A 14,372-nucleotide genomic window follows, 5' to 3' on the forward strand; every position below is an offset into this window, starting at 1 on the left:
TGGCCTTAAGGCTTCACACAGTTACTTGGCGGGCGTCGGGCGGCCCGGCTGCTCGCCGCCCCGCTCCTTGATGTACGTCTCGGTGGGGACCATCACTTTGCGCCGGAACACGCAGACGACCGTGCCGTCCTGCTTGTAGCCCTTGGTCTCCACGTACACGATCCCGCGATCGTTCTTGGACTTCGACGGGGTCTTGTCCAGCACGGTCGTCTCGCCGTAGATCGTGTCGCCGTGGAAGGTCGGCGCGATGTGCTTGAGCGACTCGACCTCCAGGTTGGCGATGGCCTTTCCGGAGACGTCCGGCACCGACATGCCGAGCAGCAGCGAGTAGACGTAGTTGCCGACGACCACGTTCTTCCCGAAGTCGGTCGTCTTCTCCGCGTAGTTGCTGTCCATGTGCAGCGGGTGGTGATTCATGGTCAGCAGACAGAAGAGGTGGTCGTCGTACTCCGTGACCGTCTTTCCGGGCCAGTGCTTGTAGACGGCACCGACCTCGAACTCCTCATACGTGCGTCCGAACTGCATGATCAGGCCTCCGGAGCTTCGAACTTGGACGTGCGCTGCATTCCGGCGGCCCGGCCCTTGCCCGCGATGACCAGGGCCATCTTGCGGCTGGCCTCGTCGATCATCTCGTCGCCGAGCATCGCGGAGCCCTTCTTGCCGCCCTCCTCCGAGGTGCACCAGTCATAGGCGTCGAGGATCAGCTCGGCGTGGTCGTAGTCCTCCTGCGAGGGCGAGAACACCTCGTTCGCCGCGTCGACCTGGCCCGGGTGCAGCACCCACTTGCCGTCGAAGCCGAGGGCCGCGGCGCGGCCGGCCACCTCGCGGTAGGCGTCCACGTCACGGATCTGGAGGAACGGGCCGTCGATCGCCTGGAGGTCGTGGGTGCGGGCCGCCATCAGGATGCGCATCAGGATGTAGTGGTAGGCGTCCGCCGGGTAGCCGGGCGGCTGCTGGCCGACGACCAGGGTCTTCATGTTGATCGAGGCCATGAAGTCGGCCGGGCCGAAGATCAGGGTCTCCAGACGCGGCGAGGCGGCGGCGATCTCGTCGATGTTCACCAGGCCCTTGGCGTTCTCGATCTGCGCCTCGATGCCGATCTTCCCGACCTCGAAGCCCATCGTCTTCTCGATCTGGGTCAGCAGCAGGTCCAGCGCCACGACCTGCTGGGCGTCCTGGACCTTCGGCAGCATGATGCAGTCGAGGTTCGGACCCGCCCCCTCGACGACCGTGATGACGTCCCGGTAGGTCCAGTGCGTCGTCCAGTCGTTGACCCGCACGACCCGGGTCTTGCCGCTCCAGTCACCGTTGTTCAGCGCGTCGACGATGTGGTGGCGGGCGCCCTCCTTGGCGAGCGGCGCGCAGGCGTCCTCCAGGTCCAGGAAGACCTGGTCGGCCGGGAGGCCCTGGGCCTTCTCCAGGAAGCGCGGGTTCGAGCCCGGCACGGCCAGGCACGAGCGGCGAGGCCGCAGCCGGTTCACGGGGGTGGTGGGCGTGGTCATGCGGGGACCTCCAGAGGGTCGAGCTTGTTCGCTTTCCGGATCTCGTCGACGATACGGCCGATGATCTCGGTGATGCCGAAGTCCTTCGGGGTGAAGACGGCGGCCACTCCGGCTGCGATGAGCGCGGCGGCGTCGGCCGGCGGGATGATGCCGCCCGCGATCACCGGGATGTCCGGCGCCCCGGCCTCGCGCAGCCGGTGCAGCACGTCGGGCACCAGCTCCGCGTGCGAGCCGGAGAGGATGGAGAGGCCCACGCAGTGCACGTCCTCGGCGAGCGCGGCGTCGGTGATCTGCTCGGGGGTGAGCCGGATCCCCTGGTAGACCACCTCGAACCCGGCGTCCCTGGCCCGTACGGCGATCTGCTCGGCCCCGTTGGAGTGCCCGTCCAGGCCCGGCTTGCCGACCAGCAGGCGCAGCCGCACCACCCCCAGGTCGGCGGCGGTACGGGTGACCTTCTGGCGGACCAGGGCGAGCGTGCTGCCCGGCTCCGCGGTGACCGCGACCGGGGCCGAGGAGACCCCGGTGGGCGCGCGGAACTCGCCGAAGACGTCCCGCAGCGCCCAGGACCACTCGCCGGTGGTGACGCCCGCGCGGGCGCACTCGACGGTGGCTTCCATCATGTTCTCGGTGCCCGCGGCGGCCTTCTTCAGCGCGGCCAGCGCCTCGGAGGCGCGCGCCTCGTCGCGGTTGTCCCGCCACTCGTGCAGGGCTGCGACGACCCGGGCCTCGTTCTCGGGGTCGACCGTCATGATCGCGCCGTCGAGGTCGGAGGTGAGCGGGTTGGGCTCGGTGGACTCGTAGATGTTGACGCCGACGATCTTCTCCTCGCCGCCCTCGATCCGGGCCCGCCGGGCCGCGTGCGAGGAGACCAGCTCGGACTTGAGATAGCCGGACTCGACGGCGGCCATCGCGCCGCCCATCTGCTGGATCCGGTCGATCTCCGCGAGCGACTCCTCGACCAGGGTCTCCACCTTGGCCTCGATGACATGCGAACCGGCGAAGATGTCCTCGTACTCCAGCAGATCGCTCTCGTGCGCCAGCACCTGCTGGATCCGCAGCGACCACTGCTGGTCCCAGGGCCGGGGCAGCCCCAGCGCCTCGTTCCAGGCCGGCAGTTGCACCGCGCGGGCGCGGGCGTCCTTGGAGAGGGTGACGGCCAGCATCTCCAGGACGATGCGCTGGACGTTGTTCTCCGGCTGCGCCTCGGTCAGGCCGAGGGAGTTGACCTGCACGCCGTAGCGGAAGCGGCGCTGCTTGGGGTCGGTGATGCCGTACCGCTCACGGGTGACGCGGTCCCAGATGCGGCCGAAGGCGCGCATCTTGCACATCTCCTCGATGAAGCGGACGCCCGCGTTCACGAAGAACGAGATGCGGGCGACCACGTCACCGAACTTCTTCTCGGGCACCTGGCCCGAGTCGCGGACCGCGTCGAGCACCGCGACGGCGGTCGACATGGCGTACGCGATCTCCTGGACCGGGGTGGCCCCCGCCTCCTGGAGGTGGTAGCTGCAGATGTTGATCGGGTTCCACTTGGGGATGCGGTTGACCGTGTACGTGATCATGTCCGTGGTCAGCCGCAGCGAGGGCACCGGCGGGAAGACGTGCGTCCCGCGCGAGAGGTACTCCTTCACGATGTCGTTCTGCGTGGTCCCCTGGAGCTTGGTGGGGTCGGCCCCCTGCTCCTCCGCGACCACCTGGTACAGCGCCAGCAGCCACATGGCGGTCGCGTTGATCGTCATCGAGGTGTTCATCTGCTCCAGGGGGATGTCCTGGAACAGCCGCCGCATGTCACCGAGGTGCGAGACGGGAACACCGACACGGCCCACCTCGCCGCGGGCGAGGATGTGGTCCGGGTCGTATCCGGTCTGCGTCGGCAGATCGAAGGCGACCGAGAGACCCGTCTGGCCCTTGGCGAGGTTGCGGCGGTACAGCTCGTTGGACGCCTCGGCGGTCGAGTGACCGGCGTACGTCCGCATGAGCCAGGGCCGGTCCTTCTGACGTTCGTTCATCGGAGAACCTCAGACGTTGCGGAAGCGGTTGATGGCGTCGATGTGCTGCTCGCGCAGTTCCTGGTCGCGGACGCCGAGCCCTTCGCGGGGGGCCAGCGCGAGGACGCCGACCTTGCCCTGGTGCAGGTTGCGGTGGACGTCGTACGCGGCCTGGCCGGTGTCCTCCAGGGAGTACGTCTTGGAGAGCGTCGGGTGGATCTTGCCCTTGGCGATCAGGCGGTTGGCCTCCCACGCCTCGCGGTAGTTGGCGAAGTGGGAGCCGATGATGCGCTTGAGCGACATCCACAGGTAGCGGTTGTCGTACTCGTGCATGTAGCCCGAGGTGGAGGCGCAGGTGGTGATCGTGCCGCCCTTGCGGGTGACGTAGACCGAGGCGCCGAAGGTCTCGCGGCCGGGGTGCTCGAAGACGATGTCGATGTCCTCGCCGCCGGTGAACTCGCGGATGCTCTTGCCGAAGCGCTTCCACTCCCTGGGGTCCTGGGTGCGCTCGTCCTTCCAGAACTTGTAACCCTCGGCATTGCGGTCGATGACCGCCTCCGCGCCCATCCGCCGGCAGATGTCGGCCTTCTCCGGGCTGGAGACCACGCAGATCGGGTTGGCGCCGCCGGCCAGCGCGAACTGGGTGGCGTAGGAGCCGAGTCCGCCGCTGGCGCCCCAGATCAGCACGTTGTCGCCCTGCTTCATGCCCGCGCCGTTGCGCGAGACGAGCTGGCGGTACGCGGTCGAGTTGACCAGGCCCGGAGCGGCGGCCTCCTCCCAGCTGAGGTGCTTCGGCTTCGGCATCAGCTGGTTGGACTTGACGAGGGCGATCTCCGCCAGGCCGCCGAAGTTCGTCTCGAATCCCCAGATGCGCTGCTCGGGGTCGAGCATCGTGTCGTTGTGGCCGTCGGAGGACTCCAGCTCGACCGACAGGCAGTGCGCGACGACCTCGTCGCCCGGGTTCCAGGCGTTCACGCCGGGGCCGGTGCGCAGGACGACGCCCGCGAGGTCGGAGCCGATGACGTGGTACGGCAGGTCGTGCCGCTTGGTCAGCTCGCTGAGCTTCCCGTACCGCTCCAGGAAGCTGAACGTCGACACCGGCTCGAAGATCGAGGTCCAGACGGAGTTGTAGTTCACGGAACTGGCCATCACGGCGACGAGGGCCTCGCCGGGGCCGAGTTCGGGGACCGGGACGTCGTCCAGGTGGATCGACTTGCGGGGGTCCTTGTCACGGGATTCGAGCCCCGCGAACATCTCCGCCTCGTCCTTGTGCACGGTGATCGCGCGGTAGGACTCGGGGAGGGACAGGGCCGCGAAGTCCGCGGCGGTGCTGTCCTGCGACTGAATCGCGTCCAGGATTTCCTTCACGGTGTTGCCTCCGGTGATGCGGCGTCGAGGGAACGCTTGAGGGGCCCTGCTGGCAGGGAGAGCGGTGCGGTGTGGAGGTGTTGCCGTCGGTTCGGCAGGTGGAGCTCGGCTTTGCTCGGTGGAGCAGAAGGGTGCCTGTGACGCAGGCGTCCGGGCGCGCAGCACGGTGGTTGCGGGGACAGCCGGCGTACGTGTGAGGTCTCAGCACGCCGGCCGCCCGGACACCTTCAACGTATGGCACTCCGTGACACCTGACAAGGCACCCAGTGCCAACAATTTCTCTCACTTGTCATCTCGTGGGCACGCATGAGCAACACGATGGGCGTTACGAGACGTTCTGTCCTGCTGGCAGGCGGTCAGCGGACCCCTCGGTACACATACGGCGTCGTCGTGCCGAGCGCCGTGAAGCCGAGCCGGGCCAGGATCGGCGCCGACATCCCGCTCGCGTCGACCTGGAGGTAGCGGTAGCCGCGCTCGACGGCGATCCGGGCCCGGTGGGCGACCAGCGCCCGGTAGAGGCCCCTGCCCCGCCACGCGGCGACCGTCCCGCCGCCCCAGAGCCCAGCGAAGCCGGTCCCCGGACACAGCTCCATACGGGCCGAGCTGACCGGCTCCCCGCCCGCCATGACGACGAGCGCCACGAAGTCGTCGGGGGCCTCCGCCAGCCGCTTCACGACCTGGTGCAGGAGGCGGGTCCCGTCCGCCCCGAACGCCCGCTCATGGGCCAGCGCCATCAGCTCCGCCCCCGCCGCGTCCGTCACGGGGCGCAGTGTGACGCCCTCCGGCAGGGCGACCGGTCCGGTCAGCAGTCCCGCGGGGGCGACCAGCAGGGTCTCCGACGGCTCCGGCGCGAATCCGGCCGCCCGCAGCCGGTCGCCCAGATCGGCCGGCCGGTCAGGGGAGTGGAGCTTCCACTCGAACTCCTGGTGGCCGAGCGCGCCGAAGTGCTCGATCTGCGCCCTGATCGCCGCGTCGGCCCCCTCCGCGTCCAGCTCCGGGGACGACCAGACGACCCCGTTCCAGTCGTCGGCCCCGCCCACCTGGCGCACGACGGGTCCGGCGCGCTCGACCCGCACGCCCGGTCCGTCGGGGCGGGCGTGCTCGCGCATCGTGCGGTCGTACAGGGCGCGTACTTCGTCGGTTCGCATGGTCGGAACCCCACCACGGGGCCGCGGCCGTCGCGAACGGATTACGGCCCCGCCCGCGGCGGGGCCCGCGTCCGGCCTCAGCGGTCCTTGAGGGCCTGCTGGATCGTCCGCATGACCTCGTCCAGCGGGGCGTCCGTACGCGCCACCGCGACGAGCACCTCGCCGTCCGCGGCCACCGACGCGGCCGGGGCGCGCTCGGGCTCGGCGCCCGCCGTCCGGCCGGCCCCGATGCCCGTGCCGAAGGTGTCGCGCACGATGGCGAAGGCCCGGTCGAGCTGGGCCTCGACATCGCCCTGGCCGCCCGCCCGGAGCCAGCGGCGCAGCACGTGGTTGTGCGCGGTGACGACGGCGGACGCGGCGACCTCCGCGAGCAGCGGGTCGTCGTTGCCCACGTGGTGGTCGCGCTCGTCGAAGTGGCCCAGGAGATAGCGGGTGAACAGCCGCTCGTAGCGGGCCACCGACGCGATCTCGGCCTCCCGGAGGGTCGGCACCTCGCGGGTCAGTTTGTAACGGGCCACGGAGACGGCGGGCTTGGCCGCGTACATCTTCATGACTTCCTTGATGCCGCGGCAGACGGTGTCGAGCGGGTGCTCGTGCGCGGGGGCGGCGTTCAGGACGGCCTCGGCCCTGACGAGGGTGTCGTCGTGGTCCGGGAAGATGGCCTCTTCCTTGGAGCGGAAGTGGCGGAAGAAGGTCCGCCGGGCGACGCCCGCGGCGCCCGCGATCTCGTCGACGGTGGTCGCCTCGTAGCCCTTCGTGGCGAAGAGCTCCATCGCGGCGGCGGCCAGTTCGCGGCGCATCTTGAGCCGTTGGGCGGCGGCGCGGGTTCCCGCGGTGGTGGCCTCCGGGGCGTCGGTCGCGGCGGTGGCACGGGGTGACTTGGCGGGCTGGGACATGGCATGAACGTAACGCATCGGTGCAGGAGAGCGCGCCTGCGGGGGCGGGCCGCCGGAGGGTCCCAGCAGCCCGCCCCACCCGGCTCCCGGGTCAGCGACGGGCATATTCGCGGAAGCCGCGCCCCGTCTTGCGGCCGAGGCAGCCCGCGGCGACCAGGTGCTCCAGCAGCGGCGCGGGCGCCAGGCCCGGGTCGCGGAACTCCTGGTGCAGCACCTTCTCGATGGCCAGCGAGACGTCCAGGCCCACCACGTCGAGCAGTTCGAACGGGCCCATCGGGTAGCCGCCGCCCAGCCTCATCGCCGCGTCGATGTCGTCCAGCGAGGCGTAGTGCTCCTCGACCATCTTGATCGCGTTGTTGAGGTACGGGAACAGCAGCGCGTTCACGATGAACCCGGCCCGGTCCCCGCAGTCGACCGGGTGCTTGCGGATCTTCGCGCACACCGCGCGGACCGTGGCGTGCACGTCGTCGGCGGTCAGAACGGTGCGGACCACCTCGACCAGCTTCATCGCGGGCGCCGGGTTGAAGAAGTGCATCCCGATGACGTCCTCGGGGCGCCCGGTCGCCCGGGCGATGGCGACGACCGGCAGCGAGGAGGTGGTGGTGGCGAGCACCGCGCCCGGCCGGCAGACCTTGTCCAGGGCGGCGAACAGCTGCTGCTTGATCTCCAGGTCCTCGGCGACCGCCTCCACGGCGAGGTCGACCTCCGCGAACCCCTCCAGCGAACCGGCCGCCGTGATCCGCGCCAGCGTCTCGTCCCGGGCCTCGGCGGTCAGCCGCCCCTTGGACACCGAACGCTCCAGCGACTTCGCGATCCGCCCCTTGGCGACGTCCGCCTTCTCCTGGGTCCTGGCCGCCAGCACCACGCCGTAGCCGGCCTTCGCGAAGACCTCCGCGATCCCGGACGCCATCGTCCCGGACCCCGCGACCCCGACGGACGCCACCTCGCGCCCGGCCCCGGCCGTGCTCTCCGCCGCCGGGGTCAGCGCGTCGGGCACCACGGCCTGGCCGCCCGGGGCGTCGTACGTGTAGAAACCGCGCCCGGCCTTGCGTCCGGTCAGGCCCGCGCTGCTGAGCTGCCCGAGGACGGGGGCCGGGGCGTGCAGCCGGTCGTGGGAAGCGGAGTACATCGCCTCCAGGACCGTACGGGCGGTGTCGATGCCGATCAGGTCGAGCAGGGCCAGCGGGCCCATCGGCAGCCCGCAGCCCAGCTTCATCGCGGCGTCGATGTCCTCGCGGGAGGCGTAGTTCGCCTCGTACATCGCGGCGGCCTGGTTGAGGTAGCCGAAGAGCAGCCCGTCCGCGACGAACCCGGGCCGGTCGCCGACCGCGACGGGCTCCTTGCCCAGCTCCCGGGCCAGCTTGGTGACGGCCTCGACGGCGGGCGGCGCGGTGAGCACCGAGGAGACCACCTCGACGAGCTTCATCGCGGGCGCCGGGTTGAAGAAGTGCAGGCCGAGCACGCGCTCGGGGTGCTGGGACTCGGCGGCCAGCCGGGTCACCGACAGGGCGTTGGTGCCGGTGGCCAGGATCGCGGTGGGGGAGACGATCGCGTCGAGGTCCCGGAACACCTGCTGCTTGATCTCGTACGACTCGGGCACCACCTCGATGACCAGCTCGGCATCGGCGGCGGCCCGGAGGCTGTCCCCGGTACGGAACCGGGCGAGCGCGGCGGCCCGGTCCTGCTCGGTGATCCGCCCGCGGCCCACGGCCCGTGCGGTGGACGCTTCGAGGGAGGCGACGGCGCCGAGGGCTGCCGCCTCGCTGACGTCGATGCCGATGACCTCGCGGCCCGCCAGGGCCAGGACCTCGGCGATGCCGGTGCCCATGGTGCCGAGGCCGACGACGGCGATGGTGGAGAGAGGGGTGTCCATCACGGGACTCCAGGGTGAGTGACGACTGTGGGAGCACGGCGCGCGCGGCGATGAGGGAGCGGCGCGTGGCGTGCGGAAGCTGCGTGTCGTGGAGCACGGGGCCTAGGCGCGAAGAGCGCGCGCCCGGCCGTGAGGGGTGACGGACTCTGTCCCGAAGTCGCGTCGCACGGAAAGCCGAACCGACAAGCACTCCGGATGGCTGCGTCACCAGGCCACCGGAGCCTGCGGGGAGTGTGCCCCGCTCAGATGAGACTAACCGGCGAGTAACGAGCGCGCCACCCCGGGATTCGTGTGCCCTGGGCCACACGGACTCCGCCGACCGGCTCCGTACGGAGCGTATCCGTCGATACGCTGAGCGTCATGGATGAGGAGTTCCGTTCACTCATGGACCGGCTGGAGCCCGAGGCCGCCGGATCGCCGCAGTACGCCCGGCTCGCGGCCGCCGAGGACCCCGAGGAGCTGGCCCGCGTCCTCGTGGAGCCGCACCAGCCGCTGTGGGCCCGCGAGCTGGCAGCCTTCCGGCTCGGCTGCGCGGGCGACCGGCGGGCCTTCGAGGCGCTGGTGCTCCTGCTCAACCACCGCGACCCTGAACGCTGCGTCTCCGCCGCCCACGCCCTGGCCCGCCTTGACGACCCCCGCACGCCCCGGGCCGCCGCCGCCCTCGCCACCAACGCCCTGCGCACCGCCTACGCGCTGCACCCGGTGCGCCTGCTGACCGACCTGCGGGCCCCCGAGTCGGTCCCCGCCCTGGTCGCCACCCTCCAACGCCTGCTGGCCCCCGGCGAACCCCACTGGCGCGTCGCCCTGGCCTGCGTCGAGGGCCTCGGCCGGCTGGCCGACGAACAGGCCCGCCCGGTGCTCACGGCGGCCCTCCCGCACCCCCGGCTCGGGGCGGCCGCCGCGGCTGCGCTCAGCCGGCTGCCGCAGGAGTGAGCGGGCGGACGTAGCGCAGCTCCGGCACCATGACTCCGCCCGCCTCGAACTCCTCCTGCGCGCCGTCCGGCCGGAACCCGGCCCGCTCGTAGAAGCGGCGCGCCGCCGTGTTCTCCCGGAGCACCCACAGCGCCATGTCCGGGTGGCCCGCGGTGGCGGCCCGGGTCATCAGCTCGGTCAGCAGGGCGCCGCCGACCCCGGTCCTTATGTGCGCGGGCAGCACGTAGATCGCGTACAGCTCGCACCGGGCGAGCCGACGGCCCTCGGCGCGGTAAGGGCCGCTGCAGGCCCAGCCGATCACCGTTCCGTCCGGCCGCTGGGCCACCACGTCTACGTACTCCCCGCGTTCGGTGAAGTACCCGCGGCGCCGCTCCGTCTCCCGGCCGATGTCCATCGCGTCCAGAAAGGGCTGCGGAATCATGCCCCGGTACGTGTGCTGCCAGCCGCGCACCCGGATCGTGGCGACCGCCTCGCAGTCCTCGATCCGCATGTCACGGACGGTGGTGCCGGGCGGGGGCGGGGGAGTGGTGGAGTGCCTCATGCCGGGCCATCCTCGCCCACCCCCGCGCACCCCGCCCGTGCTTTTTCCGCGGGCTGTCCGGGCGCCGGGCCGGGGTTCGGAATCAGCGGCGGAAGCCGAGCAGACCGTGCAGGCGGCTGCCCTTGCTGTTGTCCACCGACTGCGCCGCCGCCTTCTCGGCGGGCAGCGGCTTCGGCTCCGGCAGGGCGGCGCAGACCGCGTCCGCCTCGCCCCGGCCGCGCGGGACCGTGCCGTCGGTCAGATAGGCCGTCAGATGCCCGTCCAGGCACGCGTTGCCGCTCAGCGTGATGCCGTGGTTGCCGCCGCCCTCCTCCACGACGAGGCTGGAGCCCTTGAGCTTGCGGTGCATGCTGACCGCGCCGCCGTACGGGGTCGCCGCGTCGTCGGTCGCCTGGAGGATGAGCGCCGGGGGCACCTGCCGGTTGTTCACCGGGACCGGGTGCAGCGGCGCCACCGGCCAGTCCGCGCACGGCGCGTTGTACCAGGTGTTGTTCCAGGTCATGAACGGCGCCTTCTGGTGAATGCGCCGGCTGTCGTTGCGCCAGGTGCTCCAGTGCTCGGGCCAGCCGGCGTCGCGGCACTGGACGGCCGTGTAGACCGAGTAGCCGTTGTCGCCGCTCGCGTCGACCGCGCCGAAGTTCTCGTACACCTCGACCAGCGCCTCGGCGTCCCGGTCCTTCACGTACGCGGCGAACGCCTCGGCGAGGTAGGGCCAGTAGCCGTTGTAGTACCCGCCGGGCAGGAAGGTGTCCTCCAGCTCGCTCGCGCCGACCGTGCCGCCCGCGGGCTGCCGCGCCACGTCCGCCCGCATCCGGTACCAGGCGGCCTCGACGCGGGCGGGGTCGGTGCCCAGGCCGTAGGCGGCGTCGTTCTTCGCGACCCAGGCGGCGAAGGCCTTGTGGCGGTCGTCGAAGGCGTAGTCCTGGCCGAGGTTGCCCTCGTACCAGACGTCGTCCGGGTCGACGACCGAGTCCAGGACCAGGCGGCGCACACGCTCCGGGTACAGCTTGGCGTAGACCGCGCCGAGGTAGGTGCCGTAGGAGTAGCCGAAGTAGTTGAGCTGCCGGGAGCCCAGTGCCCGGCGGATCACGTCGAGGTCCTTGGCCGCGCTGACCGTGTCCATGTACGGCAGCACGTCGCCGTGCTTCTCCCCGCAGGCCCGGGCGAAGGACGCCGCCCGGTCGCGGTTGATCCGCTCCGCGCGGTAGGAGGCCGGCACCGAGTCGGGGCGCACCGGATCGAAGTGCCCGGGCAGGCAGTTCAGGGCGGGGGTGCTCTTGCCGACGCCGCGCGGGTCGAAGCCGATCACGTCGTACTGGGCGGCGACCTTCTTCGGCAGCGAGGACGCCACGAACCCGGCCATCGACAGGCCGCTGCCGCCCGGACCGCCCGGGTTGACCAGCAGCGGGCCCTGGAACTTCTTCGCGGTGTGCGGGACGCGGGACAGGGCGAGCGTGACCTGACGGCCGGACGGGCGGAGGTGGTCCAGCGGGGCGCGGACCTTCGCGCACTGGAGCGTCGGGTAGCTCTCGGTCGGACAGTCGGTCCACTTCAGCTTCGGGGCGGGCGGCGCGCTCGCCGCGGTGGCGGCGGCCGGGCCGGGCGCGGCGGTCAGCAGACCGGCGACGGTCGCGCCGACGGCGACCAGAATTCCTGCACGTTTCGTCATGGGGCCTCCCGGAGTGGCGGGACGCGGCGCCGGATCACCGGTCCCCGCCGCATGCTCTCCGAATTCCCCCGCGGAAGGGCCCGTTCCGCGCGGAGTCGACCCGTACGGTCACGCCATCGGCCCCACGGGTCCCACGGTTACGCCTCAGAGCAGGGTCAGCTGGGTCGGGCCGGGCTCCGGTGCGGCCGGCTCCGGGGTGATCCGGCGGGGCTCGCCCCGGTGGGCCGGGCCGATCCCGAACTCGTCCGCCAGCTCGTGCACCTGACGCGTGATCCGGCGCTGGTACCAGGTGGGGGCGTACGCCCCGTCCGCGTACATCCGCTCGTAGCGCTCCACCAGATGCGGATGGTGCTGCTGGAGCCAGTCCATGTACCACTCGCGCGCGCCGGGGCGCAGATGCAGGACCAGCGGAGTCACCGAGGTGGCTCCCGCGTCCGCGATGGCCGCGACCGTGGCGCGCAGCTGCTCCGGGCGGTCGCCGAGGAACGGGATGACCGGGGCCATCAGGACCGAGCAGCCGATCCCGGCCTCGGTGAGGGCGCGCACCACGTCCAGTCGGCGTTCGGGGGAGGGGGTGCCCGGCTCGACCGTCCGCCACAGCTCCCGGTCGGTGAAGCCCACGGAGACCGAGACACCGATCTCGGTGACCTCCGCCGCCTGCCGCAGCAGTTCCAGGTCGCGCAGGATCAGCGTGCCCTTGGTCAGGATGGAGAACGGGTTGGCCCGGTCGCGCAGCGCCGCGATGATGCCCGGCATGAGCCGGTAGCGGCCCTCGGCCCGCTGGTAGCAGTCGACGTTCGTGCCCATCGCGATGTGCTCGCCGCGCCAGTGCCGGGAGGCCAGCTCCCGTTGGAGCAGCTCGGCCGCGTTGATCTTGACGACGATCTGGGAGTCGAAGCCGATGCCGGTGTCCAGGTCCAGATAGCTGTGGGTCTTGCGGGCGAAGCAGTACACACAGGCGTGCGTGCAGCCCCGGTAGGGGTTCACCGTCCATTCGAACGGCATCCGCGAGGCTCCGGGCACCCGGTTCAGGATCGAACGGGCCCGGATCTCGTGGAAGGTGATGCCCCGGAATTCCGGGGTGTCGAACGTGCGCGTGGTCACCGCGTCCGCGGCGAAGAGCGCGCTGTTCCCGGTCGTCGAGTTCTTCTCGACCAGATTGTCCCAGCGCATGGACGCCTCCTCGGTAGCACTCCTCGCAGAATAGAACACTTGTTCCCTTGATCGTGCGAGGCAGGCCCGGTGCCGGTCTGCCGTGTGTCCCCCGGCACCGGTGGCCGCGGGGCGCCGGCACTACCGTGTGGGCCTGGACGAGCCGCTACCCGACCGGGAGGTCCCGACCATGGCCAGCAAGTTCACCGAGCTCGCGATCGACTGCGCCGACCCCACCGGCCTCGCCCGCTTCTGGTGCGCGGTGCTCGATTACGAGGTGGTGCGCGAGGACCGGGGCGACGGCGTCGTCACCATCGGCTCGCCCGAGGTGCCCGAGGGCCGGGCCCGGCCCGGCCCCGTGCCGCCGGTGCTGACCTTCGCGCGGGTGCCCGAGGGCAAGGCGGTCAAGAACCGGCTCCACATCGACGTCAACCCCACCGACCGGGAGCAGGACGAGGAGGTGCGCCGGCTGCTCGATCTGGGGGCCCGGCACGCCGACGTCGGCCAGGGCGGCGCGAGCTGGGTCGTCCTCACCGACCCGGAGGACAACGAGTTCTGCGTCCTCGCGACCCGCTGCCCCTGATCCCCTCCCCGCCCCGATTTTGAGCGGCCGTGCCCGAGGTGGTTGGCTCAGCTCACCCCCCGAACCACGGATTGCTGGAGGAACAGCCATGGCGCAGGTCGAGGCCACCACGGAACGCATCATCGCGGCGGACGCAGAGGCGGTGTTCGACGCGCTGGCCGACTACAAGGACGTCCGCGGCAAGGTGCTGCCCGGGCACTTCAGCGAGTACGAGGTCCGGGAGGGCGGCGACGGCGAGGGCACCCTCGTGCACTGGAAGCTCCAGGCGACCAGCAAGCGCGTCCGCGACTGCCTGCTGGAGGTCAGCGAGCCGACCGACGGGCAGCTCGTCGAGAAGGACCGCAACTCCTCCATGGTCACCACCTGGACCGTCACCCCGGCCGGTGAGGGAAAGTCCAAGGCCGTCGTGGTCACCGTCTGGGACGGCGCGGGCGGCATCGGCGGGTTCTTCGAGCGGACCTTCGCCCCCAAGGGCCTCGCCCGCATCTACGACGAACTGCTCCAGAACCTCGCCACCGAGGTCGAGAAGTAGCCGCCCTCCGCTGCGTCGGAGAACGGTCCGTCCGGCCTCCGCAGGACGACCGGCCTCACCGGAACGGGTGGTTTTCCGGGACGGCCGGTTGTGCGCCGTAGTGGCTCCCACCGGCGCATAAGCCCTCCGTGCGCGCCGCGTACGCCCCTCGTCACGTTTGCCCCGCCTTGCCGCGCGATGCGAGAAA

Annotated in this window: 13 protein-coding genes; 3 read left to right on the forward strand and 10 right to left on the reverse strand. The window is 71.3% G+C overall.

Annotated features, from left to right (window positions below):
- Positions 1 to 21 precede the first annotated feature (21 nt).
- From ACFWRV_RS03305 to ACFWRV_RS03335, 7 genes are all read right to left on the reverse strand, one after another.
- Positions 22 to 525, reverse strand: coding sequence for a MaoC family dehydratase (locus ACFWRV_RS03305; protein ID WP_384327424.1), 504 nt, complete (start codon positions 523 to 525; stop codon positions 22 to 24).
- A gap of 2 nt (positions 526 to 527) precedes the next feature.
- Positions 528 to 1,502 carry a CoA ester lyase gene (locus ACFWRV_RS03310; protein WP_097875371.1) on the reverse strand — a complete coding sequence of 325 codons (975 nt, stop codon included), beginning with the start codon at positions 1,500 to 1,502 and terminating at the stop codon, positions 528 to 530.
- Positions 1,499 to 3,511, reverse strand: coding sequence for a protein meaA (locus ACFWRV_RS03315; protein ID WP_384327427.1), 2,013 nt, complete (start codon positions 3,509 to 3,511; stop codon positions 1,499 to 1,501). The genes ACFWRV_RS03310 and ACFWRV_RS03315 overlap by 4 nt, the downstream gene beginning before the upstream one ends.
- 9 nt (positions 3,512 to 3,520) lie before the next feature.
- Positions 3,521 to 4,858, reverse strand: a complete 1,338-nt coding sequence (gene ccrA / locus ACFWRV_RS03320; protein WP_384327430.1) for a crotonyl-CoA carboxylase/reductase — start codon at positions 4,856 to 4,858, stop codon at positions 3,521 to 3,523.
- Positions 4,859 to 5,214: 356 nt separating this feature from the next.
- Positions 5,215 to 6,006 carry a GNAT family N-acetyltransferase gene (locus ACFWRV_RS03325; protein ID WP_384327433.1) on the reverse strand — a complete coding sequence of 264 codons (792 nt, stop codon included), beginning with the start codon at positions 6,004 to 6,006 and terminating at the stop codon, positions 5,215 to 5,217.
- Positions 6,007 to 6,083: 77 nt separating this feature from the next.
- Positions 6,084 to 6,902, reverse strand: a complete 819-nt coding sequence (locus tag ACFWRV_RS03330; RefSeq protein ID WP_384327436.1) for a TetR family transcriptional regulator — start codon at positions 6,900 to 6,902, stop codon at positions 6,084 to 6,086.
- Positions 6,903 to 6,993: 91 nt separating this feature from the next.
- Complete coding sequence (locus tag ACFWRV_RS03335) at positions 6,994 to 8,775, reverse strand: 3-hydroxyacyl-CoA dehydrogenase family protein (RefSeq protein WP_384327978.1); 1,782 nt, start codon at positions 8,773 to 8,775, stop codon at positions 6,994 to 6,996.
- A 360-nt stretch (positions 8,776 to 9,135) separates the two neighbouring features.
- Between ACFWRV_RS03335 and ACFWRV_RS03340 the strand changes: the two genes are divergently transcribed.
- The gene (locus ACFWRV_RS03340; protein WP_384327439.1) at positions 9,136 to 9,708 is read left to right on the forward strand and encodes an adenylosuccinate lyase; all 573 of its coding nucleotides are present in this window, start codon (positions 9,136 to 9,138) and stop codon (positions 9,706 to 9,708) included.
- Here ACFWRV_RS03340 and ACFWRV_RS03345 read toward each other — a convergent pair.
- From ACFWRV_RS03345 to ACFWRV_RS03355, 3 genes are all read right to left on the reverse strand, one after another.
- On the reverse strand, positions 9,686 to 10,249 hold the full coding sequence (locus ACFWRV_RS03345; protein WP_384327442.1) for a GNAT family N-acetyltransferase: 564 nt from the start codon (positions 10,247 to 10,249) through the stop codon (positions 9,686 to 9,688). The two genes, ACFWRV_RS03340 and ACFWRV_RS03345, sit on opposite strands and share 23 nt — an antisense overlap.
- An 82-nt stretch (positions 10,250 to 10,331) precedes the next feature.
- Positions 10,332 to 11,918 carry an alpha/beta hydrolase gene (locus ACFWRV_RS03350; protein ID WP_384327445.1) on the reverse strand — a complete coding sequence of 529 codons (1,587 nt, stop codon included), beginning with the start codon at positions 11,916 to 11,918 and terminating at the stop codon, positions 10,332 to 10,334.
- 144 nt (positions 11,919 to 12,062) lie between these two features.
- Positions 12,063 to 13,091: an Rv2578c family radical SAM protein gene (locus tag ACFWRV_RS03355; RefSeq protein WP_384327448.1), complete on the reverse strand. Its 1,029-nt coding sequence runs from the start codon at positions 13,089 to 13,091 to the stop codon at positions 12,063 to 12,065.
- A 169-nt stretch (positions 13,092 to 13,260) separates the two neighbouring features.
- Between ACFWRV_RS03355 and ACFWRV_RS03360 the strand changes: the two genes are divergently transcribed.
- Both ACFWRV_RS03360 and ACFWRV_RS03365 read left to right on the forward strand, forming a co-directional pair.
- Positions 13,261 to 13,653 (forward strand): VOC family protein, encoded by a 393-nt coding sequence (locus tag ACFWRV_RS03360; RefSeq protein ID WP_384327452.1) that lies wholly within the window; start codon positions 13,261 to 13,263, stop codon positions 13,651 to 13,653.
- A gap of 88 nt (positions 13,654 to 13,741) precedes the next feature.
- The gene (locus ACFWRV_RS03365) at positions 13,742 to 14,185 is read left to right on the forward strand and encodes an SRPBCC family protein (RefSeq protein ID WP_205082053.1); all 444 of its coding nucleotides are present in this window, start codon (positions 13,742 to 13,744) and stop codon (positions 14,183 to 14,185) included.
- Positions 14,186 to 14,372: the final 187 nt, after the last annotated feature.

This window comes from Streptomyces sp. NPDC058576 (genome assembly GCF_042718715.1).
GTDB lineage: Bacteria > Actinomycetota > Actinomycetes > Streptomycetales > Streptomycetaceae > Streptomyces.